A 24,914-nucleotide genomic window follows, 5' to 3' on the forward strand; every position below is an offset into this window, starting at 1 on the left:
TTTACCTATTAGTCAGCCATTGCTTTGATAGCCCCCAGTCGCCGTAAGTCGAGTCCTACACCTTCGGCGGCCATGGGTCTTCTCCGTGCTTACCAGCGGGACTCATCTGACCAATACCGCGCCTTTCCAAGCGCCGGTACTGCAGTGCTCAACAATAAAAATACAGGCGTTTGCTTTTCATTCTGCCGGCACACTCACACCCGAGGTCAGAACCACCATGAATACTCCCTTGAGTAACATCAAGCGTTGGCGCGTGCAGATTTTCGCCATCACCTGGCTGGCGTACGCGGCCTTCTATTTCACCCGCAAAGCTTTTTCGGTGGCCAAACTGGGGATCGTCGACGACCCGAGTTTTCCGCTGGACAAGATGATGATGGCCAACCTGGATGGCATCTACCTGGCGGCCTACGCCGTTGGCCAGTTCACCTGGGGCATGCTCGCCGACCGTTTCGGGCCGCGTGTGGTGGTACTCGGCGGGTTGCTGATTTCCGCCGCCGCCGCCCTGGTGATGGGCACGTTTGCCACCTTGCCGATCTTTGTCACCTGCATGTTGATCCAGGGCCTGGCCCAGTCCACCGGCTGGTCGGGGCTGTGCAAGAACCTTGGCAGTTTCTTCCCGGCACAGCAGCGTGGGCGGGTGCTGGGGCTATGGAGTTCGTGCTACGCCTTCGGCGGCCTGGTGGCGTCGCCGTTTGCCGGCTGGTGGGCGTATACGCTGATCGGCACCTGGCATGCAGCGTTTATCTCAAGTGCGGCCGTGGTCGCGGTGGTGGCGGTGCTGTTCTTCATTTTCCAGCGCAACACGCCACAGGATGTGGGATTGCCAGCGGTGGAACCCGAGCCGGAGCAGACCGCTGCCGAAAAGAGTGCCAGTGTGCTGGAGCCGTTGCGGGCCATCTTGCGCAACCGCACGGTGTTGACCCTGGGGCTGGCGTACTTTCTGTTGAAACCGGCGCGTTACGCGATCCTGTTGTGGGGGCCGGTGATTGTGTATGAGCAGATGCCCTCGGTGGGCAAGGTCGGCGCAGCGATTGTGCCCACGGCGTTCGAACTGGCGGGGTTGCTGGGGCCGATCATGATCGGGATGGCGTCCGACAAACTGTTCGGCGCCCGGCGCATGCCGGCCTGTGTCCTCAGCCTGTTGGCGCTGACGGTGGCGCTGGCGTTGTTCATGGGCGCCTTGCACACCGGCAGCGTGGTGCTGGTGATGGCGTTGCTGTTTGTGATGGGCCTGACCCTGTATGGGCCGGACTCGATGATCAGCAGCACCGCCGCCATCGACTTCGGCACCGCCAAGGCCGGCGCGACGGCGGCGGGGTTCGTCAACGGCTGCGGTTCGGTGGGGGCGATTCTTGGCGGCTTGTTGCCAGGCTACTTCGACACGGTCACGGTGTTTATCGTGTTTGCCGGCGCCGCGCTGTTTTCCTCGCTGGTGTTGATGCCGTACTGGAACGCCAGGCCCGCGGTGCTGGCGCAGGTGGGCGACTTCGTGCCCGACCGTGAGCGCGCCATCAATCCCTTGCGGACCTGAGGGGCATGGCCGGTTTTTTGGTGGATTAGAGTGTTTCAGCGCTATAAACTCTGCCCCCAAAGCGCCGGCCAGTAGACGTCTCGGCGCGATGGACAGAAGAGAGTGAGTCATGGGCGCACAGTGGAAAGTCAAACATAAAGAAGCGGCATCCAATGCCAAGGGCAAGATCTTCGGCAAGCTGGTGAAAGAGATCACCATTGCCGCCCGCAACGGTGCCGACACTGCCACCAACGCACATTTGCGCCTGGTGGTGGAGCAGGCCAAAAAGGCCTCGATGCCCAAGGAAACCCTGGAACGCGCGATCAAGAAAGGCGCCGGTCTGCTCGGTGAGACCGTGCAATACCACCGTGTGACCTACGAAGGTTTTGCCCCGCACCAGGTGCCGCTGATCGTTGAATGCGTGACCGACAACATCAACCGCACCGTGGCGGAAATCCGTGTGGCGTTCCGCAAGGGGCAACTGGGTGCTTCGGGCTCTGTGGCCTGGGACTTCAACCATGTGGGCCTGATCGAAGCGTCGCCGGACAGCCCGGACGCCGATCCGGAAATGGCCGCGATTGAAGCCGGTGCCCAGGATTTCGAAGAAGGCGAAGAAGAGGGCACCACCCTGTTCATCACCGAGACCACCGACCTGGACGCCGTGCAGAAAGCCTTGCCGGAGCAGGGTTTCACCGTGTTGTCGGCCAAGCTGGGCTACATCGCGAAGAACCCGGTGAGCGGTTTGAGCGATGAGCAGATGGCTGAAGTCGAAGCCTTCCTGGAAGGCTTGGACAACCATGATGACGTGCAGGACATGTTCGTCGGGTTGGCGGGTTAATTCTAACCGGATGTGAACTCGGCCCAAATGTGGGAGCGGGCTTGCTCGCGAATACGGTGTACCAGCCAAGTATGTATTGACTGACACACCGTATTCGCGAGCAAGCCCGCTCCCACATTGGGTTTAGCGGAGTGTGGAAGACTGCAACAGGGTTGTGATTGCCTCGAACCCAGGCCGGGCCAGCACCTCCGGCTGGCAGCAGTTATCCCGCAAGGCTTCCAGCGCCACGCGCTTTTCCTCGCTCAATCCCGTATCAATCCTTTCCAGCAACTCCTCCAGCAACACGCCGAACGCGCGCACTTCTATACGCTGCAACGCGCGGGTTTCCTGGCTGTCGACCGTGGCGTGAAACGACGCGGCACCAAAGTCCCCCAGCAAACATTCACCGGCTTCATTCCACAGAATGTTATGGCCGTACAGATCGCCGTGGGTGATGCCTTGCTCGTGCAGGTGCGCCGCCACCGAAGCGATGCCCCGGGCCATGCGCAGCGCCACCTCCGCGCTGAAACGGGTGGTGGGCTCGTAGATATCCCGGGTGCACGATGCCAGGCTCGGCAGGGCCGCGAGGTTGCGGTAGCTCGGTTCGATCAATTGCATCACCAGCGCCGCCTGGCCTTGGGGGTGCTCGACCACTCGGCCTTCCACCTTGATCAGGTTGGCGTGCAACCCGGCGGCGATGCAGGCGTGCATTTCGTGCAGGGGCGAGCCGTCACTGGTAATGCTGCCTTTATAGAGTTTCACCGCCACCGCCTTGGCCGCCCCGTTTGGCGAGGTCCAGGACGCTTTGCGGATGATTCCGGAAGCGCCTTCCCCCAACACTTCGCCCAATTCCAGCTCGGACCAGGGAATGTTTGGCGTCGCGTCATGCCGGGCCTCTTCCACGGCCATCTCTACCGGGTTGCCGGCGTAGGCCAGCCAGGTCAGGCTCGGCAAGGTCAGCAGCCAGTCCGGCAAGCGGGTCAGGCGGTTGGAGGCGATGCGGATCAGTTCGAGGTTTTTGCACTGGGCCAGGCTTTGCGGCAACTGCTCCAGGTGGTTGCCGGCCAGCATCAGCTTTTGCAGCAAGGGCCGTTCACCCAGCTCCCTCGGCAACTGGCTGATGCGGTTATCGGTGAGGATCAGCCAGCGCAGCAGGGGCGGCAGCGATGCCGCCGGGACGCTGCTGATCTGGTTCGACTTGAAGCCGATCATGCTCAACTGCGCACACTGGCCCAGGCATTCCGGCAGTTCGGTAAAAGCGTTTTCCGAACAGAACAACACGCGCAAATGGGGCAGGCGGTGCAGGTCGTCCGGCAGGCTACTGAGGGCATTGCCGGTGAGGTTGAGGATTTCCAGGGAGTCGGCCAGGTCGAAGATTTCCCGGGGGAACTCCGTCAGCCCGCAGCGCAGGTCCAGGCGTTTGATGCCGGCCAATTGGCCGGCCTTGAGTTGGGCAAGGGTATCCATGAACAGCGCGTCACTCGGCAATAGGGGCGTGAATGGCGCTCATGATAGCGGGTTGCGGGCCGATCTTCTGCAACTGCCCGAGGCGGCTGGCGGTGCGGGCCAAATCGATGGCCTGGCCACTGAGGGATTTTTCCAGCGGCTGTTCGCCGATCAGCACTAAGTGTTTGTCTTGGTCGTAGAGCACGTCTACCAGATTGATGAACCGTTGCTGGGTGGCAATCGGGCACTCCGCCAGATGCGGCAGGCCATCGATGATCCAATGGTCATAGTCGCGGCACAGTTGCAGGTAGTCCATGACCGCGGTCGGTTGTTCGCACAGGTCGCTGAAGCTGAAGGCGATGCTGCGACCCTGATGCCTGCGGGCAATCAGTTGCCGGGCACCCACCGCCAGGTTCAGTGGTGGGTGATCCACTGACGGCAGGCCCAGGGCCTCGCGCTGCGCAGATGTGCCGGGCCAGACGAACTGGCCTGCCGTAAAGCGCTGATCGCCATGGGCCTGAGCCATGCCGCGATAATCCTGGGGTGCACTGACTTCCATCACGTCCATGCGCGCACTGATCAGCTCGATCACCGGCTTGAATCGCTGGTGGTACAACGGATTCGGCAACAACCCGGCAGGCGGGTAATTGGAGGTCACCAGCACCCACACCCCGCGCCGGAACAGCGCCTTGAACAGGCGGCTGATCAGCATCGCGTCGCCGATGTCGTGCACATGAAACTCGTCGAAGCACAGCACGCGGCAACCCTCGAGCAGCTTGTCCAGGGTCACGGCCAGCGCATCGCGCTGCTGGCGATGGGTAAACATCCCCTGGTGCAGGCGGGCGAAAAAGTCGTGGAAGTGCACGCGCTGTTTCTCGGCAACCGGCAGTGCCTGGAAAAAACCGTCCAGCAGCCAGCTTTTGCCCCGGCCTACGGCGCCGTGCAGGTACAGGCTGCGGGTGGGGCGCCCGGCCAGCAGGTGGGCGGTTTGTCGGGCCATGTCCTCGATGACCTGCAACTGGCTGGGGCTGAGGGTATAGCCCTGTTGCCGGGCCTTGCCTTGAAAAAAAGCCGCGATGCCGGGGTCGGCGTCGGTCGCCGCAGGTTTACCCAGCAACCGTTTGAGCAGGGGCGGTAAAGCAGCCAATGTCAGTCACTCTGTATGTCGGTGGTCGCTCACTTTAGAGCGCCGGTTACGGTTTGACCAATAGAGAAGCACACCGCCAGCTATCTGGAAACGGCATGGCTGAATGGATCCAAAACAACGGCTTGACTGGCGGATTCCCCTCAAGTGACTAACCTCATACACAGCGGTCACCCCTGTATAAGGATTTGGGGCAGTGAAGGGACAAGCAGTCTTGGCAATCATGAGCGCGATGCTCTGCAACACGGTTTATGGTGCACAGCTCCAGGTTGAGGTGCGCATCGACGTGCAGCGCGGTTGCCAGTTGGTCGGCACCACGCGTGAGGCCGGTATCGAGCAGCTCGGCGTGCTGGATTTTGGCAGCGGCTCCCGCCTGGATGACCCGGCTGGCCCGTTGAGTGCAGCCTTGATCAGCCAGCGCCAGCCACGCCTGGAGTGCAACCCGGACACGCCGTATCAGATGCGCGTCGACGGCGGCCTGCATGGCGGCGTCGGCGAAGTGCGTTACCTGGGCGCCGCCGCCCCTTCGATCAAACCCATTCCCTACCGAATTTATGCCGACGCCGCGCGCCGCATCCCCTTGGCCGTGGACGTGCCGGTGAGCGGCCGCGTGCCCGACTCCGGCACGGTGGACTTGCCACTTTACGGGCGCATCGAACCGCTCAAGGACATTCCCGCCGTAGGGCGTTATTCCGACCTGCTCAAAGTGACGGTGACATGGTAAGCCGCGCCCTGGCCTGCATCGCGCTGGGCGGCCTGTTGCTGCTGGCCGAGGACGCCCAGGCGGCGGTGGCCGGGCAGATTCATGCACGGCTGGTGATCACCGCCAGTTGCCAGGTAAGCAAGGGCACCGAAAGCGCGCCGGTGAGCCCGGATGGCGGCTCGGCCTTGCTGGATTTCGGCAGCCACGGGCCCACCTGGGACAAGGGCCTGGGCGCCGGCATCAGCGATGGCGACAAGGCGGCGCTGGCGGTGTCCTGCAACCCGTCGGTGGTGAGCAGTTTCACCGTGACCATCGACGGCGGCGCCCATGGTGACGGCGTCACCCGGCGCTTGAGCAATGGCCGGCAAACCATACCGTATCGGCTGTCGGCCGACCCCGCAGGCCGGAGCACCTACAGCATCGGCCAGCAACGCAATTTCGTCGTGACCAAGGGCGCTCAGGTACCGATCCCGGTATTCGGCTCGGTGGTGGCGAATACCAGGGCCTTACCGGCCGGCATCTACACAGACACCCTGACGGTGACTCTGGATTGGTAAAACATGAGGATGGACATCATGCATGCACTTGTATCGAAAGCAGTTTTTCCATTGGTGGCGCTGGTGTGGGTATCGGGCATCCAGGCAGCCACCACCGTGACCGGGCAGATCAGCTCCACGCTGATCCTGACCAACAGCTGCCTGGTCAACGGCGTGGGCGGTACCACCGGTTTGAACTTCGGTACGATCAATTTCGGCACCACCAACAGCCAGTTCACCACCCAGTCCGGCCAAGTGCTGGGCGGCGGCGGCGGCGCACTGTCGATCCAGTGTTCTTCGGGTACCTCGCCGGTGATCACCGTGGGCGCCGGGTCCCATGACGGCCAGTCCACCGGCGGCACCCGGGCGCTGTATGACGGCGTGGCCAATTATGTGCCGTATGACTTTTACACCGACTCCGGGCATTCAACGCTCCTGGCCATCAACGGCACCATCAACGTGGGCGCGAGCACGGGCGTTGCGCAAACCGTGAATATCTACGGCCAGGCCGTGGGCAAGGCGGGACTGCCGGCGGGTACCTATACCGATACGGTGTCCGTGCAACTGACGTTCTAATGCCATGAAACGGGCCTGCTGGGCGGCGCTGGCGGTCATTACGGGTTGGGGAATGCCGTTGTCGTTGCTGGCCGTGACCAGCCAGACCATCCAGGTCAGCGCGACGATTGCCGCAGGCTGCCTGGTGGTGGGCGGTGGCACGAATTACGGCAGCCTGGCGTTCGGCAGCTACTCATCGTTGTCCACCAGCACGGTGTCGGTGGCGCTGAGCGGCGGGGTGACGCTGCAGTGCACGCCGGGAGTCACCTTGAACATGACCGTGGATGGTGGTTTGCACAACGTCAGTGGGCGGCACATGCAGCTCAATAGCGGCAGTGCCCAAGTCGCGTATCAGCTGTTTCGGGACGCGGCGTTCAGTCAGAGCCTGGGGATCAGCCAGAGCGTCAGCGTGGCCTATAGCAACGCAAACAATATAACCCTGCCGATTTACGGCCGGGTGGTGTTACCGGGTAACCAGCCTGGGGGGACGTACAGCGACGTGCTGCAGGTGCAGCTGTCCTGGTAAGGCGATTGGCATGAGGAGTGGACTCTATGTTTGCAGCTTCCCGGTGGTATTGGGTTGCGGGTGTTATTGGCTTGGCGGCGTTGGGCGCGGGGCAGGCCCAGGCGGCCAGCTCGGTGCTGATCTGGCCCATTGATCCGGTACTGGAGGCCGATCAACAGGCCAGCGCCTTGTGGTTGGAGAATCGCGGTACGGAGACCGCCAATTTGCAGATCCGGGTATTTGCCTGGAGCCAGGGCGGGTTTGACGAGCAGTACCAGAACCAGCGTGACGTGATCGGCAGCCCGCCGGTGGCGAAGATCGAGCCGGGGCAGAAGCAACTGGTGCGCCTGACCCGCACCCGCGAAATACCGCCGGGCCAGGAGCTGGCGTATCGAATCATCATCGACGAAATTCCTGGCGCCGTTCCTGAAACGCCTGCCGCCGATGGCAAGACGGCCGCCGCGATCCGCTTTCAAATGCGCTATTCGGTGCCCTTGTTCGCCTACGGCGCAGGCCTGTGGAGCAAGGACGACGCGACCCGCCAGCGCGACCCCAAGGGCGCGGGCAAACCTGACCTGAGCTGGAAGAAAGTCACGGTGGGCGGGCGCAACTATGTGGAGATGCGCAACCAGGGCGCAGTGCATGCGCGGCTGACCGACGTGGCGTTCAAGCAGGGCGGGCAAACCCGGCCGCTGGTGGACGGCTTGCTGGGCTACGTGCTGCCGGGCGCAACCATGCGTTGGCCGGTGCCGGAAGGTGTAGCCGGCGACCAGCCGTTGCAGGTACGAGTCAATGGCGCAACGCAACTGGAGAACCTTGCACCGGGACGGTAACGCAATGGAATAGGGCATGGAGTCGCCCTTGGTCTTAACGGATGGAGATGTCCATTGATGGACACAATGCCTTGGTGAGCCTTGAGCAGGCTCGTAGTCGATGGCGATCGGTGTGGGTGGTGGGCGGCCTGTCTGGCCTGGCGCTTGCGCCGCTTGGCGTGGCCGCTCCGTTGCCGCCGCCCCCCAGCAACATGGAGGCTGTGGCCGATGCACAGTTGTTCCTTGAATTGGTGGTCAACCAGATGGACACCGGCCGGGTGGTCGCCGTGGATCAGCGTGCCGGCGGCCTGTTTGTGCCGGCGGCCACCTTGCGGGATATCGGCATGAAACTGCCGGCCGACATCACCAGCGAAGTCGCGCTGGACCACGTGCCCGGCCTGCACACCGATTACGACAGCCAGGGCCAGCGCCTGATGCTGACGGTACCGCCGGCATGGTTGCCGGCGCAGTTCATCGGCAACCGCGATAACTACCCGCGCACCCAGGCGCTCACCAGTTTTGGTGCGTTGCTCAACTACGATGCCTACTTGAATGACACCGACGATGCCGGCACTTACCTGGGGATCTTCAACGAAGTGCGGCTGTTCGACACGTGGGGCACGCTGTCCAATACCGGCCAGTACCGCACCACCTTTGGTGGCCAGACCAGCGGCAGTACCCTGGACAATGGCTACCGGCGCTATGACACCACCTGGCGCTTTTCCGACGATGAACGCCTGCTGACCTACGAGGCGGGCGATGTGATCAGCGGCGCGTTGCCGTGGAGCAGCTCGGTGCGCCTGGGCGGGGTGCAGGTATCGCGAGATTTCGGCGTACGCCCGGACCTGGTGACTTACCCCTTGCCGCAGTTTGCCGGGGAGGCGGCGGTGCCGTCGTCGGTGGACCTGTTTATCAACGGCTACAAATCCAGCAGTGCCGACCTGCAGCCGGGCCCTTACACCCTGACCAACGTGCCGTTTATCAACGGTGCCGGCGAAGCCGTGGTAGTCACCACCGATGCGTTGGGTCGGCAGGTTTCAACCACGGTGCCGTTCTACGTCACCAGTACGTTATTGCAAAAAGGCCTGTCGGACTTTTCGGTAGCGGCCGGTAATTTGCGCCGGGACTACACCCTTCGGGATTTTGGCTACGGCGCCGGTGTGGCCAGCGGCACGTTTCGTTACGGGGTATCGGACTACTTCACCCTGGAAAGCCATGCCGAAGCCGCAGGCGACCTGACCCTGGGCGGGCTCGGCGGCAACGTGCGGCTGGGCAACTTCGGGGTGCTCAACACGGCCCTCAGCCAAAGCCAGTTTGACGGCGAGACCGGCCAGCAACTGAGCTTCGGTTATCAATACAGCAACCAGCGCTATAGCCTGTCTTACCAACGGGTAGAGCGCCGCGACCAGTACGCCGACCTGACCCTGGTCGACACTCCTTATGCGAGCCTTAGCAAGCGCAGCGAGCAGGTGACCCTGAGCCTGAACCTCAACGATTTCGGCAGCATCGGTGCTGGCTATTTCGATGTGCAGGCGGCCGATGACTCCCGCACCCGGCTGTTGAACCTGACGTGGAGCAAGCAGTTGTGGCGCAACACCAGTTTCTACCTGTCGGCCAACCGTGAGGTCGGCGACAGCAACTGGGCCATGCAGGCGCAGTTGGTGATTCCGTTCGACGTCTACGGCAGCCTGGCCCTGAGCAACGAGCGCAGCCAGGCGGGCGAGAGTCGCCAGCGGGTCAACTACAGCCGGGCGGTGCCGTCCGAGGGCGGCGTGGGCTACAACCTGGGGTATGCCAGCGGCGACGGGCCGGCTTACCGCCAGGCTGACCTGACCTGGCGCATGCAGTCGGTGCAATTGCAGGCGGGCGTCTATGGCAGCAGCGACGCCGAGACACGCTGGGCGGATGCCAGTGGCTCGTTGGTGTGGATGGACAAGCAAGTGTTCGCGGCTAATCGGGTGAATGACGCGTTTGTGGTGGTGAGCACTGACGGTTATGCCGGGGTGCCGGTGCTTTACGAAAACCAGCTAGTGGGTGAAACCGATCGCAACGGGCATCTGCTGGTGCCGTGGAGCAGCGCTTATTACCGCGGCAAGTATGAAATCGACCCGCTGAACCTGCCGGTCGACGTGCAGACCCCGAATGTCGAGCAGCGGGTGGCGGTACGTCGCGGCAGCGGCTATTTGCTGGAGTTCCCGGTGCGCCGGGTGATCGCGGCCAGTATCACCCTGGTGGATGCCCAGCATCAGGAGTTGCCCCTGGGCAGCCAGGTGCGCCACGAGCAAACCGGGGCGCGGGCAGTGGTGGGTTGGGATGGCCTGGTGTACCTGGAGAACCTGGCGGCCCACAACACCTTGCAAGTCACTGTGGGTGAGGGCCGTTCCTGCCAGGCAACGTTCGATCTGGATATCAACGAAGCACAGGTGCCGCTGATCGGGCCGCTGGTTTGCCAATGAGATAAGGAGTGTGGGTGTGCGGGGCAAGGAATGCATAGTGGGGCTGCTGGTGCTGGCGGGGCTGGGCTTTTCGACACAGGTGATGGCCGCGTGCTCGGTGCCGGGAACCACCTCGCCGGCCGGCTTTGGCTCGATCAGTTCGATGACGGTGCGCACCGCTCCCCAGACCAGTTCCACCACCAATGCCGGCTTGAATTGTGGGGCCACGCTGATCTCGTTGCTGGCAGCCAATGATCACTTCTATGCAACCATCACGTCGGCCACCAGCGGCATGGTCGGCCCCACTGGGGATATCATCAGCTATACGATCTACGGCAATAACAGCACCAGTTACCCGATCACCCGTGGTACCCAATTCGATTTCGGCGCCACCGGCATCGCCCAAAGCCTGGGCCTGGTATCCGGGCCAGGCACGAAAACCGTGCCGCTTTATCTGAGTTCCATCATCGGCAGCAATGTGGCGGCCGGCCTTTACACTGAGACACTAAGCATTGCCTGGACCTGGAATTATTGCTCGGTCCTCGGTGTGGGTTCTCTCTGTGTCATACGGGACACCGGCAGTGGCACGGCTTCCCTGACCGTCAGCATGACCGTGGCCAACGACTGCACAATCTCTGCACCCAACATCGCCTTCGGCAGTGCGCCGGTAGTCAGTGGTTTTTCCAGCGTGAACGGGCAGGCCACCATTGCCTGCACCAAGGGCAGCGCCTACACCGTGGGCATCAGCGATGGCCAGAACCCGGTGAGTGTGGGTGGGCAGCGGCGGATGGTGTCTGGCAGCAATTTCCTGAATTACGACATTTTCAAAAGCGCCACCACCACCCGTTGGGGCAGCGTGAGCACCGCCCGGCGCGCCAGCTCCACGGCTGAGGTGAATCCCGGGAATGGCTTGGGTACCGGTAGCCAGGTGTTCAACTACAACGCCGCGATCTATACCAACCAGACCACACCGCCGGCCGGCACCTACGTCGATAACGTGGTGCTGGATGTGGCCTTCTAGAACCGCATCGTCTGCTTGAGCATTTGCGTGGTCGACGGGTCTTGCGGGCTGACCATCGCATAGTTGTAGCCCGCGCCTGACCAGTATTCGGCCTGCAGCCCGTCAGCACTGCGGCTGCCACGGGGCAGGAATTTGTTTTCCGGGCCTGGCGGACGGATATAGAAACTGATGCGTCGCCCTTGAGGGTCTTCATACAGCACCATGGCCGCTGCACCCTGTTCGGTGCTGAGCAGGCGCCCGCTGACCGCCTTGAACCCGGCCTGGCTCAGGTCCGGCAGGCGGTAGGCCTGGTTGAAGTAACGGTCGAGCCAGCCTTGCATGTCGCCACCGCTTTGCACGTGGTAGTCGGCGGGCAAGATGCCGTCCTGGGCAAACAGGCGGTAGGCCTGCATCGCGTCGCTCATGGGCGCCATGCTCTCGAGAAGGGTGGCCTGGCGGGCCTGCCAGCCACCGAGGCCGCCGACACTGACAGCAATCAACAGCATGGCGGCGGTTGCGAGATGGCGGCGTGACTGGCGCTTGACCCGCTGGCGAATCAGGGCAGGGTCCAGCTCGGGGTTGGCGGGCTGTTGCAGTGCGCCGCTCAACGATGCCCGCAGATGCTGCGCGTCCTGTTGCCAGGCGTGCACCTGGGCGGCGACGTCCGGGTGGGCCGCCAGCCAGGTTTCGAGTTGGCGGCGGTCAGCGTCCAAGAGCTGGTGATCGACGTAGGCATGCAAATCGCGTTCGCTGGGAGGCAGGCTGATCATTTGAGTATCCGCAGGGCAGGGCTGGTGATTTCGCCGTCGCTGAGCTGGCGCAGGGCCTGGCGCGCACGGGACAGGCGAGACATCACGGTGCCCAGGGGCACCTCAAGGATGTCGGCGACTTCTTTGTAGCTCAAGCCTTCCACCGAAACCCACAGCAGCAGGGCGCGCTGTTCGGTGTTCAACTTATCGAAGGCTTGCAGGGTCGATTGCGCGATGACCGTGCGCTCGACCGACGGCTGCGAATCATCGCGGCCGGTGAAAAATTCCAACATGCGCGTGTACCGCCGGGAGCGTCGATGGGCATCGAGAAACTGCCGGTAGAGGATCGAGAACAGCCAGGCGCGCAAGTCGCCTTCGAGGCGTTTGTCGGCCCAACTGATGATCGCCCGTTCAAGGCTCGCCTGCACCAGGTCATCGGCGCTGCTGCTGTTACGCGTCAGGGACACGGCAAATCGCCGCAGTCTGGGGATGAGTTCACGTAACTGTTCGTCGAGTTCGTGCATGGGATTCTGGCTAGTCACTACGCTGGGACTAGGAAGACGTCCGGCGTTGAAGGTTATTCCAGGCCGATAAAAATAAACAGCAGGCCAGGGAATAGAGTGCGCTGGCGTTCGTCCCAAGTGTTCCGACCTTATGTTTCACCCACTCAAGGCCCCTGGCCCTGGAGTTATTTCATGGTAGATCACTCATCACCGCCCCGTCCGCCGCTGAGCACCGCAAGCCTGATAATTCGGTTGGCCAGCATCGGCGTGGTGGTTGCGGTTGTGGCCGGGGCGTTTGCCTACGTCAACGGTAGCCTCGACCCACAGCGGTTGCGCCCCAAAACCTTGGTCAACGCCCTGGAAACCAACAATGGTTTGCACCCTGGCTACCGTCGCAACCATGCCAAGGGCGTGTGCGTGGCCGGTTATTTCGAGAGCAGCCCCGAGGCGCGCCAGTACTCCAGTGCCCAGGTATTCAGCGAGGCGCGTACACCGATCATCGGGCGTTTTGCGCTGCCCAGCGGCAACCCGTATGCACCGGACAGCAGCGTGCCGATCCGCAGCTTTGCCTTGCAATTCAGCTTGGCAAACGGCCAGCAATGGCGCACCGGGATGAACAGCATGCCGGTGTTCCCGGTGGGCACGCCCGAGGCCTTCTTTGAGATGCTCAAGGCCGGCGCACCTGACCCGGCCACCGGCAAGCCGAACCCGGCGGGTATGCCGGCGTTCTTCGCTTCGCACCCCGAGACCGCGCCGTTCCTGGCCTGGGTGAAGACTGCCAAGCCGTCTGCCAGCTACGCCACCGAAACCTATAACGGCATCAACGCGTTCTACCTGGTAAACGCCAGCGGTCAACGCCAGGCCGTGCGCTGGGGCGTCGTGCCACAAAGCCAGGATGCCGCGGGGGCCACGGCGCCTGCCGGCAGCGATTTCCTCGAAAAAGACCTGGCCCAGCGTCTGGTGGCCGGGCCGTTGCGCTGGCAGTTGAACGTCACCCTGGCCAACCCGGGAGACCCGGTGGATGATGCCAGCAAGACCTGGGCCGGCGAGCACAAGGTGCTGAATGCCGGGACGCTAGTGCTGGAAAGCAGCGAGCCGCAAATGGACGGTGATTGCCGCGACATCAACTTTGATCCACTGGTTTTGCCGAGCGGTATTGAAGCTTCGAATGACCCACTGCTGGCCGCCCGTTCGGCGGCGTACGCCAGTTCCTACCTGCGTCGCACCAGCGAAGTCAGCCAGTTGCACAGCGCCCCTCAGGAGTCGAAGCCATGAATGTCCAACCTCGGTTTTTCGCCCCGCTGGCGCGCCTGCTGCACTGGCTGATGGCGTTGATGATCATCGCCATGCTGTTTATCGGCGCGGGCATGGTGGCCTCGGTATCGGAACGTCATGAGTGGCTGATCCACCTGCACAAGCCGCTGGGGATTGCGATCCTGGCACTGGTGATCGTGCGCTTGGTGGTACGGTTTTCAACCCGTCAGCCGCCGCTTCCGGCGGACTTGCCGCTGTGGCAAGCGTTGGCGGCCAAGGCCTCCCATGTGGTGCTGTATGCGTTGATGCTGGTGTTGCCGCTGCTGGGTTGGGCGATGATTTCGGCGGCCGGCGATCCGGTGATGCTCAGCAGTTCGGTGCAGTTGCCGGCGCTGGTGGGGGCGAATGCGCCACTGTTTGCGGTGTTGCGCAAGGCTCACGGTTATCTGGCGTATTTGCTGTTTCTGACGGTGCTGCTGCACCTGGCGGCGGCGCTGTTCCACGGTTTGATCCGGCGTGACGGCGTGCTGCAAAGCATGACCGGCAGCAAGGACTGAAGCCTTGCCCGGCGACGACTGCCGTGGTGCAGCCGTCGCCGGGAGGGTGGATTCCTAGCGCAGTACGCTGACGATATCCGCCACGCTGCTCAACACATCCTTGCCCAACTGCATCGAGCGTTTACCCGACCAGCCAGTGTGCGGGTTGGGCGCGTCGTCGTTGTCCTTGAAGGGCATTTCCAGGGTCAGGGACAGGCAATCGAACTTCTCGCCGACGCTGTTGCACGCCAAGGTCATGTTGGCTTCGCCCGGCAGGTCGCGGGTGTAGCCGTGAACGGTCTGGAAGTCCCGGGTGAGGCCGCTCAAGTGGCTGCGGAAGTGTTTCTCCAACTGCTCGATGCGCGGCGTGTAGCCGGGGTTACCTTCACAACCGGCGGTGAACACGTAGGGGATTTCCTCGTCGCCGTGGATATCCAGGAACAGGTCAACGCCGTATTTTTCCATTTGCTCCTGGACGAACAGCACTTCGGGACTGATCTCCTGGCTAGCGTTCTGCCAGGCGCGGTTGAGGTCCTGGCCCATGGCGTTGGTGCGCAGATGGCCATGGAAGGCGCCATCGGGATTCATGTTCGGCACCAGGTACAGGTCAGCGGCGGCCAGGAGCTTTTTCAGCTCGGCGTCTCCGTCCTGCTGCAGGCGCTCGATGATGCCTTCCATAAACCATTCGGCCATATGCTCGCCGGGATGTTGCTGGGCGATGATCCAGACCTTGCGCTTATTGGCCTCGCCTTTGCCACGGCGCAGCAGTTGGATATCCCGGCCTTCGGCACTTTTGCCGGTGGCCAGCAATTGCGTGCCAGCGCGGTTCAGCGCCTGGTCGATCAGCCAGTTGTGGCGCTCGCGGCTGTAGGGTTCGAAGTAGGCGAACCAGGCTTGTTTTTCGCGGGTTTCGAGGGTGATGTGCAGCGTCTCGCCATCAAAGCGGGTGGGCACCCGGAACCAGTTGATATGGTCGTAGGACACCACTGCGTTGTAGCCGCTCCAGGCGTGCTTGTAGGAAGAATGGCCCGCGTTGCTCAGGCGGAAAGTGTGGGTGTGCCCCACATGCATGCCTTCGGCCTTGAAGTGGAACCACTGGAAGTGCTGGCTGCGCGTATCGGGCTTGATGGCCAGCAGCAACTGGTGGGCATCACTGGCATCGAGTACCTGAATATTGCCGCTGTCGAAGTCGGTGCTGATCTTGATAGAGGTCAAGGCCACGGTCATAGTCTGGTTGCCTGAATATGAGTGTTGTGGCGGGCATTTTACACCGGAGCGGGGTAAAGCCTGGATGCAATTTTTGCAGGGGAAAGAGGGGGCGTCCTCCTTGACGCTGCAGCAGCTTAGGATCTATGAGATTGATTCTCAAGTGCTATTTTTGAAAGAACCGGCCTAGAGCGCTCGATCGACTTTCATTGGGCGATAGTCTTTTGCTACCATGCGCGCCATCAAGCAACACACAGTCTTCATTAGCCTGAAGCCACGCCAGGAAAAACTGGCAAAAAAAAGACCCGGCCAAAGAGCCGGGTCAAAAACCGTGATTAGCCTGATGAGGAGATATTCCAAGAGTCCGACCTAAGGTCTCTTGGTCTATCGACTGATCTCGCGATCAGCTGGGTCCAATAATAATCATTATCATTTGCAAGTCAAATGTTTTTATCCGTCCGATAGAAATATTTTTCCTTTGTGTCTGCTACATCCTGGCCGGGTGTTCGGTGTCCCTTGCCGAAAGCCGCAGCGACCGCTCCACCATCACCTTCGCCATATCAATCAAATAGACCACTGAAAATGCCAGGTCCCGGCTATTGCCGTGGGCGCTGTTTGCCGATTCGTACGCAGTGGCCGCCGCGCTACGCAGCAGGTCGGAAGCGTGGACCAGGGCTTCCTCGTCGCTGATGCCGGGCTTGACCTCGAACAAGGTGTCGTCAACGGAGGGCGGCGTACCGTCCTCTTTCAGGTAATAGTCCAGCGCGCGTTGGGCGGCGCCACTGCTGCGCATGAACAGCAGCTCGTCTTCATCGCAGATTTCGGGCAGGGAATATGGGGTTGTCGTCATAAAGGTCGGTGCTCTGGGTGGATGTCGAAAGCCTGCAACCGATATTAGTACTAATCGTATTTATGGCGTTTTATTGATTACTACAAACTGTTTATTGTCGTTGGGAGTACACAACGTATTGTCAGGCCCCATGGATAAGTGGATAGCGTTGGTCAAGGCCAGCATGAAAGACCGCAAGGTCACACAGGATCAACTGGCGTCGCGCTTGGGCATGTCCCAGGGCGGGGTCGGCCATTGGCTGAACAAGCGTCGGGTGCCGAGCCTGGCTGACATGAACCGGGTGATGCAGGAGCTGGGCCTGGATGACCTCGAGGTGGCGCTGGTGGTCCGCGAAAAGGCGGTTGCGCCATCTCCTGAGGAACTGGAACTGACGCCGCACTACAACCCGAATTACCGTTACCCGGTGAGCGAAGGGAAGGGAGGGTACCCCTTGCAGGAAGAACCTCGGCCATATGGCGCGACTCGTTTCCAGATGAGCGACTACCACGCCCGTGGCAAGGCATTCTGGATGCGGGTGATTGGCGATGCCATGGCTGCCCCCAGCGGCTTGAGCATCATCGAGGGCATGATGGTTCTCGTGGACCCGGGCATCAAGGCCGAGCCCGGAAAATTGGTGGTGGCCCAATGGGCATTCAATCCCCAGGCGACCTTGCGCAAACTGGTGAAGCAAAGCGGCCAGCTTTACCTGGTACCGCTCAACCCGACCTACCCGAAAATGCTCTTCAGCGAAGAATGCCGGATCATCGGCGTGGTGGTGCAGGCGGTCACGAGGTTTTAGCTCGCGGCTTCCAGCTCCACCAGTGCGCTGCCTTCGCCGACCATTTCCCCTTCCTGGCAATACAGCGCCTTGACCACTCCGGCATGGGGCGCGCGGATGCTGTGTTCCATCTTCATGGCTTCCAGCACCACCAACTGCGTACCGGCTTCAACCGATTGCCCGACCTCCACCAGCACCCGCACGATGCTGCCATTCATCGGTGCGGTCAGGCCGCCCTGATGGGACTGGCTGGCGTCTACGACGGCAATCGGGTCGAACAGGCTGACGCTATGCACCTCGCCATCCCAACGCAAAAACACACTGCCGCCCTCGCGTACCGCCAGATGGGAACGGCGCACACCTTGCTGGTCGATCAGCAACTGTTCGCCATGCAACTGTGGCGGGTTGACGCCAGCTTGCAACGTCACCAGGCGATCCTGGCCGCTGCAGCTCAAATGCAGGGAAACCTCGGCCGGCAAACCGGCGCGAAAGCCGTGGGTATCTGCCCACGGTGAACGGGCGTCATTGAGCGGTTGGGTCTGCATGAACGCCTGGCCGGCTGCTTGCCAGAACTCATCGCTCAACTCGCCTGGCACAGGTAGCAGCTCATCCTGATAACGCGGGATAAACCCGGTATCCAGCTCGGCAGCGGCAAACGCCGGATGGCCGATGATGCGCCGCAAAAAGCCCAGATTGGTTTTCAGCCCGCCCACGGCAAACTCATCGAGCATGCCCAGCAGCCGCAGGCGCGCTTGCTCGCGGTCCTCGCCCCAGGCAATCAGCTTGCCCAGCATCGGGTCGTAGAACGGTGAGACGCTGTCGCCTTGCTCGACACCGCTGTCCACTCGTCGCCCCGGACCTGGCGTGGATTCGCGGTACAGCGCCAGGTGCCCGGTGGCCGGCAGGAAATCGTTGGCCGGGTCTTCGGCGTACAGGCGCACTTCTATCGCATGCCCCAGCAGCGGCACTTGCTCCTGAGTCATTGGCAGCGGCTCGCCCTGGGCCACGCGGATCTGCCAGGCCACCAGGTCCAGGCCGGTGATGGCTTCGGTCACCGGGTGTTCCACCTGCAGCCGGGTATTCATTTCCATGAAGAAAAACTCGCCCCGTGCGTCCAGCAGAAACTCCACGGTGCCCGCGCCCACGTATCCGATGGCCTGGGCGGCCCGCACCGCTGCTTCGCCCATGGCCTTGCGCTGTTCGGCGCTCAGGCCGGGCGCCGGGGCTTCTTCCACGACTTTTTGATGGCGGCGCTGGATCGAACAATCGCGTTCGTTGAGGTACAGGCAATGACCGTGCTGGTCGGCGAACACCTGGATTTCCACGTGGCGCGGCTTGAGCAGGTACTTCTCCACCAGCATCTGCGCGTTGCCAAAGGATGAAAGTGCTTCACGCTGTGCCGAGGCCAACGCTTCGGCCAACTGACTGACGTCTTCGACCACTTTCATGCCCTTGCCGCCACCGCCCGCCGTCGCCTTGAGCAGCACCGGGTAACCGATGCGCTCGGCCGCCTGACGGAAGGTCTCCAGGTCCTGGGCGTCGCCGTGGTAACCGGGTACCAGCGGTACGCCGGCGGTCTCCATCAACGCCTTGGCTGCAGACTTGCTGCCCATGGCATCAATGGCCGAGGCGGGCGGCCCGAGGAAGATCAGCCCGGCCGCTTCGATGGCGCGGGCGAAACCGGCATTCTCGGAGAGAAACCCATAACCCGGGTGAATTGCCTGGGCGCCGCTGGACTGGGCTGCGGCGATCAGCTTGTCGATTTGCAGGTAACTGTCGGCGGCCTTGCTGCCGCCCAGGTCCACACGAATATCCGCCTCGCGGGCATGCCGTGCGTCGCGGTCCGTGGCGCTGTGCACGGCCACGGTGGTCAAGCCCATGGCCTTGGCGGTGCGCATGACACGGCAAGCGATTTCACCGCGATTGGCCACCAATACAGTGGTAAGCGTCTTCATGAACGCGGCTCCTGAGGCTGCCAGTTGGGCGCGCGTTTTTGCAGAAAGGCGCGCAGGCCTTCCTGGCCTTCGGCGCTGACGCGGATCCGGGCGATGGAGTTTTCGCAATAGCGACGCAACGCCGGCGTCAGGGCGCCATGGCCGACTTCCCGTAGCAGGTCCTTGCTGGCGCGCATGGCCGCCGGGCTGTTGAGCAGCAGATTGGCAATCCACAATTCGACGTGTACGTCCAAATCATCAGCGGGATAACTTTCCGCCAGCAAACCGATTTCCCGCGCCCGCTGACCGCCAAAGCGCTCCGCCGTCAGGGCATAGCGGCGGGCAGCCCGCTCACCGATCGCCTGTACCACGAATGGGCTGATCACCGCCGGCGCCAGACCAATGCGTACTTCCGACAGGCAGAATTGCGCATCATCGGCACCAATTGCCATGTCGCAGCAACTGATCAACCCGAGGGCCCCGCCGTAGGCCGCGCCCTGAACCACCGCCAGCGTCGGGATCTTCAGCTTGGCGAGGTTGTACATCAGCTCCGCCAGTTCACGGGCATCGTCCAGGTTGGTGTGGTAATCCAGCTCGGCCGACTGCTGCATCCAGGCCAGGTCGGCACCGGCGCTGAAGTGTTTGCCGCGCCCGCGCAGTACCAGGAAGCGCAGGGCCGGGTCGCCTTGCACCTGGTCCAGGGCAATGATCAATTCGCGGATCATTTCGGCGTTGAACGCGTTGTTCTTGGCTTCACGACTGAGCCACAGGGTGGCAAAACCACGGGGGTCGGTGATCAGTTCGAGGGTGTTGAAATCGGTCATGGGGTGCAGCTCCATTTACATGCGGAACACGCCGAAGCGGCTCGGCTCGATGGGGGCGTTCAGCGAAGCGGACAAGGCCAGGGCCAGCACGTAGCGGGTCTGCAACGGATCGATGACGCCGTCGTCCCACAGTCGTGCGCTGGAGTAGTAGGGGTGGCCCTGAGTTTCGTACTGGTCGAGTATCGGCTGCTTGATCGCCGTTTCCTCGTCGCTGCTGAAACCCTGGCCCGTGCGCTCGGCCTGCTCACGCTTGACCTGTACCAGCACGCCGGCCGCCTGTTCGGCGCCCATTACGCCGATGCGTGCGTTGGGCCACATCCACAAGAAGCGCGGGTCGTAGGCGCGGCCACACATGCCGTAATTACCGGCGCCGAAGCTGCCGCCGATGATCACGGTGAATTTCGGCACCTTGGCGCAGGCCACCGCCGTGACCAGTTTGGCGCCGTGCTTGGCAATGCCGCCGGCTTCGTATTTCTGGCCGACCATGAAACCGGTGATGTTTTGCAGGAACAGCAGCGGAATCCCGCGTTGACAGGCCAGCTCGATAAAGTGCGCTCCTTTTTGCGCAGCCTCGGCGAAGAGAATGCCGTTGTTGGCCAGGATCGCAATCGGGTAGCCGTGCAGGTGCGCAAAGCCGCACACCAGGGTGGTGCCGAACAGTGCCTTGAATTCATCGAACACCGAGCCGTCCACCAGCCGCGCGATCACTTCGCGCACGTCGAACGGTTGCTTGGCGTCGGCCGGGATCACGCCGTACAGCTCTTCGCTGCTATAAAGCGGCGCCAGCGGCGTGCGTTGTTGCAAGTGCCCCAGCTTGCGCCAGTTGAGGTTGGCCACACTGCGCCGGGCCAGGGCCAGCGCATGTTCGTCGCTGTCGGCATAGTGGTCGGCCACCCCGGAAATCTTGCAGTGCACATCGGCACCGCCCAGGTCTTCGGCGCTGACCACTTCACCGGTCGCCGCCTTCACCAGCGGCGGGCCGGCGAGGAAGATGGTGGCTTGCTGGCGAACCATGATTGCTTCGTCCGCCATCGCCGGCACATAGGCGCCACCGGCGGTGCAGGAACCCATCACCACCGCGATCTGCGGGATGCCCTGGGCGCTCATGTTGGCCTGGTTGAAGAAGATCCGCCCGAAGTGCTCGCGGTCCGGGAACACTTCATCCTGGCGCGGCAGGTTGGCGCCGCCGGAGTCCACCAGGTAGATGCACGGCAAACGGTTCTGCTCGGCGATGGTCTGGGCGCGCAGGTGTTTTTTGACTGTCAGCGGGTAGTACGAACCGCCTTTCACCGTGGCGTCGTTGGCGACGATCATGCACTCGACGCCTTCCACCCGACCAATCCCGGCAATCACCCCGGCCGCCGGCACGTCTTCGCCATACACCTGGTAAGCGGCCAGTTGGCTGAGTTCAAGGAACGGCGAGCCAGGATCGAGCAAGCGATTGATCCGCTCGCGGGGCAACAGTTTGCCTCGGGATGTATGCCGCTCCTGAGCCTTGGCGCCGCCGCCTTGCTGCACTTGGGCGAGCAGGCTGTGCAGGGCGTCGACCTGTTGGAGCATCGCCGCGCTGTTGGCGGCGAATTCCGCCGAGCGCGGGTTGAGCTGGGTGTGCAGGGTAGCCATGGTGCGCGCTCCGTTCAGCGGGTTTCGTTAAACAGTTCGCGACCGATCAACATGCGCCGGATCTCACTGGTGCCGGCGCCGATTTCATACAGCTTGGCGTCACGCAGCAGGCGGCCCGCCGGGAATTCATTGATATAGCCATTGCCGCCGAGAATCTGGATCGCGTCGAGGGCCATCTGGGTAGCACGTTCGGCGCTGTACAGGATCACCCCGGCGGCGTCCTTGCGCGTGGTTTCGCCGCGTTCGCAGGCCTGGGCCACCGCGTACAGGTAGGCGCGGCTGGCGTTGAGTTGGGTGTACATGTCGGCGACCTTGCCCTGGATCAGCTGGAACTCGCCGATGCTCTGGCCGAACTGCTTGCGGTCGTGGATGTAGGGCACGATCAAATCCATGCACGCCTGCATGATCCCGGTCGGGCCCCCGGAGAGCACCACGCGTTCGTAATCAAGGCCGCTCATCAGCACTTTCACGCCGCCATTCAGCGCGCCGAGGATGTTTTCTTCCGGCACTTCGACGTCATCGAAAAACAGCTCACAGGTGTTGGAGCCGCGCATGCCGAGCTTGTCGAACTTGTTGCTGCGGCTGAAGCCTTTCGAGTCGCGCTCGACGATAAACGCGGTGATGCCGTGGGCACCTTTTTCGAGGTCCGTCTTGGCGTAGATCACGTAGGTGTTGGCGTCGGGGCCGTTGGTGATCCAGGTCTTGCTGCCGTTGAGCACATACATACTGCCGCGTTTGTCGGCGCGCAGCTTCATGGAGACCACGTCGGAACCGGCGTTCGGTTCGCTCATGGCCAGGGCGCCGATGTGTTCACCGCTGATCAGCTTGGGCAGGTACTTGAGTTTTTGTTCGTGGGTGCCGTTGCGGTTGATCTGGTTGACGCAGAGGTTGGAGTGGGCGCCGTAGGACAACGCCACCGAAGCCGAACCCCGGCTGATCTCTTCCATGGCCACCACGTGGGCCAGGTAGCCCAGGCCGGCGCCGCCGTATTCTTCCGGCACGGTGATGCCCAGCAGGCCCATGTCGCCGAATTTGCGCCACATGTCGGCGGGGAACAGGTTGTCGATATCGATCTGCGTAGCCCGTGGCGCCAGCTCCTTGGCCACGAAGGACTGCACCTGGTCGCGCAGCATGTCGATGGTTTCACCGAGGGCGAAGTTCAGGGAGGGGTAACTCATGGACGGGCACCTTCTAACGTTGTTTTTGTGTGGCCAATGCGCCCGGGGAGGGCGATCACCTTTACGTTAACGTAAGCTTGCGTTGCAGGCCTGTCAATCGTAGTTTACGTTTACGTCAACCTACAAAAAAGACAACAGGGGTCGTTATGGATCAATCGAATCAGAGCTACAGCCGTGGCTCTCAGGACAAGGCCTTGCTGGCCATGACTATCGGCCAAGCCTTTGATCAAACGGTTTCGCGCTACCCCGACGGCGAAGCGTTGGTCGTGCGCCATCAACAGCGTCGCTATACTTGGCGGCAACTGGCAGAGACGGTTGATTTGCATGCACGTGCGTTCCTGGCCATGGGGATGCAAGCCGGCGACCGCCTGGGCATCTGGGCCCCGAATTGCGCCGAGTGGTGCATCAGCCAGATCGCCAGCGCCAAGCTCGGCGTGATTCTGGTCAACATCAACCCGGCGTATCGCAGCAGTGAACTGGAGTACGTACTCAAGCAGTCCGGTTGCCAGTGGCTGGTGTGCGCCGAGTCGTTCAAGGCCTCCGATTACCACGGCATGCTGCAGGAATTGAAGCCCGACCTGCGCGGCATCGTCAGCCTCGATCCCAGCCCGCCCCCAGGGTTCACGCCCTGGTCGCAATTGGCGGCGCTCGGCGCTGGCACTCCGCCCGAGCAACTGCAAACCCGCCAGGCCAGCCTGCACTTCGATCAACCCGTCAACATCCAGTACACCTCCGGCACCACCGGCTTTCCCAAAGGCGCCACCCTCAGTCACCACAACATCCTCAATAACGGCTACATGGTTGGCGAAAGTCTGGGCCTGACCGCCCAAGACCGCCTGGTGATCCCGGTGCCGCTGTACCACTGCTTCGGCATGGTGATGGGCAACCTGGGCTGTATCACCCATGGCACCACAATGATCTACCCGAATGACGGTTTCGACCCCCTGCTGACCCTGAGCGCCGTCGCCGAAGAACAGGCCACCGGGCTTTACGGCGTGCCCACGATGTTTATCGCCATGCTTGATCACCCGCGCCGCGCTGAATTCGATCTGTCGCACCTGCGTACCGGGATCATGGCCGGCGCCACCTGCCCGATCGAAGTGATGCGCCGGGTCATCAGCGAGATGCACATGAGTGAGGTGCAGATTGCCTATGGCATGACTGAAACCAGCCCGGTGTCGTTGCAGACCGGGCCGGATGACGACCTTGAGCGGCGGGTGACCACCGTCGGTCGTACCCAGCCACAGCTGGAAAGCAAGATCATCGACGAGGCGGGTAACACGGTTGCGCGGGGCCAGATAGGTGAGCTGTGTACCCGTGGCTACAGTGTGATGCTGGGTTACTGGAACAATCCTGACAGCACTCGTGAGGCTATCGACGAGGCGGGCTGGATGCACACCGGCGACCTGGCGACCATGGATGAACATGGGTATGTGTGCATCGCCGGGCGTAACAAGGACATGATCATTCGTGGTGGCGAGAACGTTTACCCGCGGGAGTTGGAGGAGTTTTTCTTTACTCATCCGGCGGTGGCGGATGTGCAGGTGATCGGGATTCCGGATGAGCGCTATGGTGAGGCGATTGTGGCGTGGATCAAGTTTCATCCGGGGCATGTGGCTAATGAGCTTGAGCTGCAGACGTGGTGCAAGGGGCGGATTGCGCACTTCAAGATGCCCAAGCATTTTAAATTTGTGGATGAGTTTCCGATGACGGTGACGGGGAAGATTCAGAAGTTTCGGATGCGGGAAATTATGATTGAAGAGTTGAAGGAGGGGTGAGGGGGGCTCTGGGTGTATATCCGTTATTTAGGTAACGGCTACCTATGGTTTCGCTCTTACAGCGACTCACTTTGGAAAAGCCCCAAAGTAAGCAAAGGGCTCTGCCCCGCCTGTCGGCACCTCGCCTAGGCTCGGTGTTCACTCCGGCATTACTCCGCGGGCCGCCGCGACGGGCCATCCATGGCCCGTCGCGGCTAAACCGGCGTCCTGCCGGTTTACCCGCTCCGCAATACCTGCGTTCGGCCTCGGGCTTATTGGG

At 62.1% G+C, this 24,914-nt stretch carries 23 protein-coding genes; 13 read left to right on the forward strand and 10 right to left on the reverse strand.

Features of this window, described 5'->3' with window-relative positions; genetic code table 11:
* Positions 1-217: 217 nt before the first annotated feature.
* Both K0H47_RS20745 and K0H47_RS20750 read left to right on the forward strand, forming a co-directional pair.
* A complete protein-coding gene (locus K0H47_RS20745) occupies positions 218-1,531 on the forward strand; it encodes an MFS transporter (RefSeq protein ID WP_093208018.1) in 1,314 nt (437 codons plus the stop codon).
* Between the two features lie 109 nt (positions 1,532-1,640).
* Complete coding sequence (locus K0H47_RS20750; RefSeq protein ID WP_008431478.1) at positions 1,641-2,348, forward strand: YebC/PmpR family DNA-binding transcriptional regulator; 708 nt, start codon at positions 1,641-1,643, stop codon at positions 2,346-2,348.
* Between the two features lie 123 nt (positions 2,349-2,471).
* Here K0H47_RS20750 and K0H47_RS20755 read toward each other — a convergent pair whose 3' ends face one another.
* Together K0H47_RS20755 and zapE are read right to left on the reverse strand one after the other, a co-directional pair.
* Complete coding sequence (locus K0H47_RS20755; RefSeq protein WP_219273541.1) at positions 2,472-3,794, reverse strand: leucine-rich repeat-containing protein kinase family protein; 1,323 nt, start codon at positions 3,792-3,794, stop codon at positions 2,472-2,474.
* A 10-nt stretch (positions 3,795-3,804) separates the two neighbouring features.
* On the reverse strand, positions 3,805-4,920 hold the full coding sequence (zapE, locus tag K0H47_RS20760) for a cell division protein ZapE (protein ID WP_219273542.1): 1,116 nt from the start codon (positions 4,918-4,920) through the stop codon (positions 3,805-3,807).
* Positions 4,921-5,149: 229 nt separating this feature from the next.
* Here zapE and K0H47_RS20765 point away from each other — a divergent pair, with 229 nt between their 5' ends.
* The 7 genes from K0H47_RS20765 to K0H47_RS20795 are packed head-to-tail and all read left to right on the forward strand — an operon-like array spanning position 5,150 to position 11,484.
* On the forward strand, positions 5,150-5,641 hold the full coding sequence (locus K0H47_RS20765; RefSeq protein WP_219273551.1) for a spore coat U domain-containing protein: 492 nt from the start codon (positions 5,150-5,152) through the stop codon (positions 5,639-5,641).
* Entirely contained in the window at positions 5,635-6,177 is a 543-nt protein-coding gene (locus K0H47_RS20770) for a spore coat protein U domain-containing protein (protein ID WP_219273543.1), read from the forward strand. Before K0H47_RS20765 ends, K0H47_RS20770 begins: the two co-directional genes overlap by 7 nt.
* 18 nt (positions 6,178-6,195) lie before the next feature.
* Entirely contained in the window at positions 6,196-6,732 is a 537-nt protein-coding gene (locus tag K0H47_RS20775) for a spore coat protein U domain-containing protein (RefSeq protein ID WP_063033935.1), read from the forward strand.
* A 4-nt stretch (positions 6,733-6,736) separates the two neighbouring features.
* Entirely contained in the window at positions 6,737-7,237 is a 501-nt protein-coding gene (locus K0H47_RS20780; protein ID WP_063028640.1) for a spore coat U domain-containing protein, read from the forward strand.
* 26 nt (positions 7,238-7,263) lie between these two features.
* On the forward strand, positions 7,264-8,049 hold the full coding sequence (locus K0H47_RS20785) for a molecular chaperone (protein ID WP_063028642.1): 786 nt from the start codon (positions 7,264-7,266) through the stop codon (positions 8,047-8,049).
* A gap of 41 nt (positions 8,050-8,090) precedes the next feature.
* A complete protein-coding gene (locus K0H47_RS20790; protein WP_063028644.1) occupies positions 8,091-10,484 on the forward strand; it encodes a fimbria/pilus outer membrane usher protein in 2,394 nt (797 codons plus the stop codon).
* A 16-nt stretch (positions 10,485-10,500) separates the two neighbouring features.
* A complete protein-coding gene (locus K0H47_RS20795; protein ID WP_373568929.1) occupies positions 10,501-11,484 on the forward strand; it encodes a spore coat protein U domain-containing protein in 984 nt (327 codons plus the stop codon).
* Here K0H47_RS20795 and K0H47_RS20800 read toward each other — a convergent pair.
* Together K0H47_RS20800 and K0H47_RS20805 are read right to left on the reverse strand one after the other, a co-directional pair.
* Complete coding sequence (locus K0H47_RS20800) at positions 11,481-12,233, reverse strand: anti-sigma factor (RefSeq protein WP_003212454.1); 753 nt, start codon at positions 12,231-12,233, stop codon at positions 11,481-11,483. The two genes, K0H47_RS20795 and K0H47_RS20800, sit on opposite strands and share 4 nt — an antisense overlap.
* Positions 12,230-12,736, reverse strand: coding sequence for a sigma-70 family RNA polymerase sigma factor (locus tag K0H47_RS20805; RefSeq protein WP_167663100.1), 507 nt, complete (start codon positions 12,734-12,736; stop codon positions 12,230-12,232). The genes K0H47_RS20800 and K0H47_RS20805 overlap by 4 nt, the downstream gene beginning before the upstream one ends.
* Before the next feature lie 171 nt (positions 12,737-12,907).
* Here K0H47_RS20805 and K0H47_RS20810 point away from each other — a divergent pair, with 171 nt between their 5' ends.
* Together K0H47_RS20810 and K0H47_RS20815 are read left to right on the forward strand one after the other, a co-directional pair.
* The gene (locus K0H47_RS20810) at positions 12,908-13,990 is read left to right on the forward strand and encodes a catalase family peroxidase (protein WP_219273544.1); all 1,083 of its coding nucleotides are present in this window, start codon (positions 12,908-12,910) and stop codon (positions 13,988-13,990) included.
* Positions 13,987-14,526 carry a cytochrome b gene (locus tag K0H47_RS20815; RefSeq protein WP_219273545.1) on the forward strand — a complete coding sequence of 180 codons (540 nt, stop codon included), beginning with the start codon at positions 13,987-13,989 and terminating at the stop codon, positions 14,524-14,526. Before K0H47_RS20810 ends, K0H47_RS20815 begins: the two co-directional genes overlap by 4 nt.
* A 54-nt stretch (positions 14,527-14,580) precedes the next feature.
* Here the strand turns inward: K0H47_RS20815 and K0H47_RS20820 are convergent, their stop codons facing one another.
* Both K0H47_RS20820 and K0H47_RS20825 read right to left on the reverse strand, forming a co-directional pair.
* On the reverse strand, positions 14,581-15,732 hold the full coding sequence (locus K0H47_RS20820; protein ID WP_177026928.1) for a carboxypeptidase family protein: 1,152 nt from the start codon (positions 15,730-15,732) through the stop codon (positions 14,581-14,583).
* Between the two features lie 466 nt (positions 15,733-16,198).
* On the reverse strand, positions 16,199-16,561 hold the full coding sequence (locus tag K0H47_RS20825; RefSeq protein ID WP_063028656.1) for a DUF6124 family protein: 363 nt from the start codon (positions 16,559-16,561) through the stop codon (positions 16,199-16,201).
* Between the two features lie 130 nt (positions 16,562-16,691).
* Here K0H47_RS20825 and K0H47_RS20830 point away from each other — a divergent pair, with 130 nt between their 5' ends.
* Positions 16,692-17,339: a LexA family transcriptional regulator gene (locus tag K0H47_RS20830; protein ID WP_219273546.1), complete on the forward strand. Its 648-nt coding sequence runs from the start codon at positions 16,692-16,694 to the stop codon at positions 17,337-17,339.
* Here the strand turns inward: K0H47_RS20830 and K0H47_RS20835 are convergent.
* Genes K0H47_RS20835 through K0H47_RS20850 form a run of 4 tightly spaced genes read right to left on the reverse strand, consistent with a single transcriptional unit; the run spans position 17,336 to position 22,877 of the window.
* A complete protein-coding gene (locus tag K0H47_RS20835; RefSeq protein WP_219273547.1) occupies positions 17,336-19,273 on the reverse strand; it encodes an acetyl/propionyl/methylcrotonyl-CoA carboxylase subunit alpha in 1,938 nt (645 codons plus the stop codon). The two genes, K0H47_RS20830 and K0H47_RS20835, sit on opposite strands and share 4 nt — an antisense overlap.
* Positions 19,270-20,076, reverse strand: coding sequence for a gamma-carboxygeranoyl-CoA hydratase (locus K0H47_RS20840; RefSeq protein ID WP_093208040.1), 807 nt, complete (start codon positions 20,074-20,076; stop codon positions 19,270-19,272). The genes K0H47_RS20835 and K0H47_RS20840 overlap by 4 nt, the downstream gene beginning before the upstream one ends.
* A 15-nt stretch (positions 20,077-20,091) precedes the next feature.
* Entirely contained in the window at positions 20,092-21,699 is a 1,608-nt protein-coding gene (locus K0H47_RS20845; RefSeq protein ID WP_219273548.1) for a carboxyl transferase domain-containing protein, read from the reverse strand.
* A gap of 14 nt (positions 21,700-21,713) precedes the next feature.
* A complete protein-coding gene (locus K0H47_RS20850; RefSeq protein ID WP_219273549.1) occupies positions 21,714-22,877 on the reverse strand; it encodes an isovaleryl-CoA dehydrogenase in 1,164 nt (387 codons plus the stop codon).
* 146 nt (positions 22,878-23,023) lie between these two features.
* Here K0H47_RS20850 and K0H47_RS20855 point away from each other — a divergent pair, with 146 nt between their 5' ends.
* Positions 23,024-24,655 carry an AMP-binding protein gene (locus K0H47_RS20855; RefSeq protein ID WP_219273550.1) on the forward strand — a complete coding sequence of 544 codons (1,632 nt, stop codon included), beginning with the start codon at positions 23,024-23,026 and terminating at the stop codon, positions 24,653-24,655.
* Positions 24,656-24,914 lie beyond the last annotated feature (259 nt).

This window comes from Pseudomonas sp. Xaverov 83 (genome assembly GCF_019352905.1).
GTDB lineage: Bacteria > Pseudomonadota > Gammaproteobacteria > Pseudomonadales > Pseudomonadaceae > Aquipseudomonas > Aquipseudomonas yamanorum.

What these genes read in the sequence shown, in the direction of transcription:
- K0H47_RS20745 (WP_093208018.1), top strand. Translation starts at nt 218, where the DNA reads ATGAATACTCCCTTGAGTAACATCAAGCGTTGGCGCGTGCAGATTTTC.
- K0H47_RS20750 (WP_008431478.1), top strand. Translation starts at nt 1,641, where the DNA reads ATGGGCGCACAGTGGAAAGTCAAACATAAAGAAGCGGCATCCAATGCC.
- K0H47_RS20755 (WP_219273541.1), bottom strand. Translation starts at nt 3,794, where the DNA reads ATGGATACCCTTGCCCAACTCAAGGCCGGCCAATTGGCCGGCATCAAA.
- K0H47_RS20765 (WP_219273551.1), top strand. Translation starts at nt 5,150, where the DNA reads ATGCTCTGCAACACGGTTTATGGTGCACAGCTCCAGGTTGAGGTGCGC.
- K0H47_RS20770 (WP_219273543.1), top strand. Translation starts at nt 5,635, where the DNA reads ATGGTAAGCCGCGCCCTGGCCTGCATCGCGCTGGGCGGCCTGTTGCTG.
- K0H47_RS20775 (WP_063033935.1), top strand. Translation starts at nt 6,196, where the DNA reads ATGCATGCACTTGTATCGAAAGCAGTTTTTCCATTGGTGGCGCTGGTG.
- K0H47_RS20780 (WP_063028640.1), top strand. Translation starts at nt 6,737, where the DNA reads ATGAAACGGGCCTGCTGGGCGGCGCTGGCGGTCATTACGGGTTGGGGA.
- K0H47_RS20785 (WP_063028642.1), top strand. Translation starts at nt 7,264, where the DNA reads ATGTTTGCAGCTTCCCGGTGGTATTGGGTTGCGGGTGTTATTGGCTTG.
- K0H47_RS20790 (WP_063028644.1), top strand. Translation starts at nt 8,091, where the DNA reads ATGGAGATGTCCATTGATGGACACAATGCCTTGGTGAGCCTTGAGCAG.
- K0H47_RS20800 (WP_003212454.1), bottom strand. Translation starts at nt 12,233, where the DNA reads ATGATCAGCCTGCCTCCCAGCGAACGCGATTTGCATGCCTACGTCGAT.
- K0H47_RS20805 (WP_167663100.1), bottom strand. Translation starts at nt 12,736, where the DNA reads ATGCACGAACTCGACGAACAGTTACGTGAACTCATCCCCAGACTGCGG.
- K0H47_RS20810 (WP_219273544.1), top strand. Translation starts at nt 12,908, where the DNA reads ATGGTAGATCACTCATCACCGCCCCGTCCGCCGCTGAGCACCGCAAGC.
- K0H47_RS20815 (WP_219273545.1), top strand. Translation starts at nt 13,987, where the DNA reads ATGAATGTCCAACCTCGGTTTTTCGCCCCGCTGGCGCGCCTGCTGCAC.
- K0H47_RS20820 (WP_177026928.1), bottom strand. Translation starts at nt 15,732, where the DNA reads ATGACCGTGGCCTTGACCTCTATCAAGATCAGCACCGACTTCGACAGC.
- K0H47_RS20825 (WP_063028656.1), bottom strand. Translation starts at nt 16,561, where the DNA reads ATGACGACAACCCCATATTCCCTGCCCGAAATCTGCGATGAAGACGAG.
- K0H47_RS20830 (WP_219273546.1), top strand. Translation starts at nt 16,692, where the DNA reads ATGGATAAGTGGATAGCGTTGGTCAAGGCCAGCATGAAAGACCGCAAG.
- K0H47_RS20835 (WP_219273547.1), bottom strand. Translation starts at nt 19,273, where the DNA reads ATGAAGACGCTTACCACTGTATTGGTGGCCAATCGCGGTGAAATCGCT.
- K0H47_RS20840 (WP_093208040.1), bottom strand. Translation starts at nt 20,076, where the DNA reads ATGACCGATTTCAACACCCTCGAACTGATCACCGACCCCCGTGGTTTT.
- K0H47_RS20845 (WP_219273548.1), bottom strand. Translation starts at nt 21,699, where the DNA reads ATGGCTACCCTGCACACCCAGCTCAACCCGCGCTCGGCGGAATTCGCC.
- K0H47_RS20850 (WP_219273549.1), bottom strand. Translation starts at nt 22,877, where the DNA reads ATGAGTTACCCCTCCCTGAACTTCGCCCTCGGTGAAACCATCGACATG.
- K0H47_RS20855 (WP_219273550.1), top strand. Translation starts at nt 23,024, where the DNA reads ATGGATCAATCGAATCAGAGCTACAGCCGTGGCTCTCAGGACAAGGCC.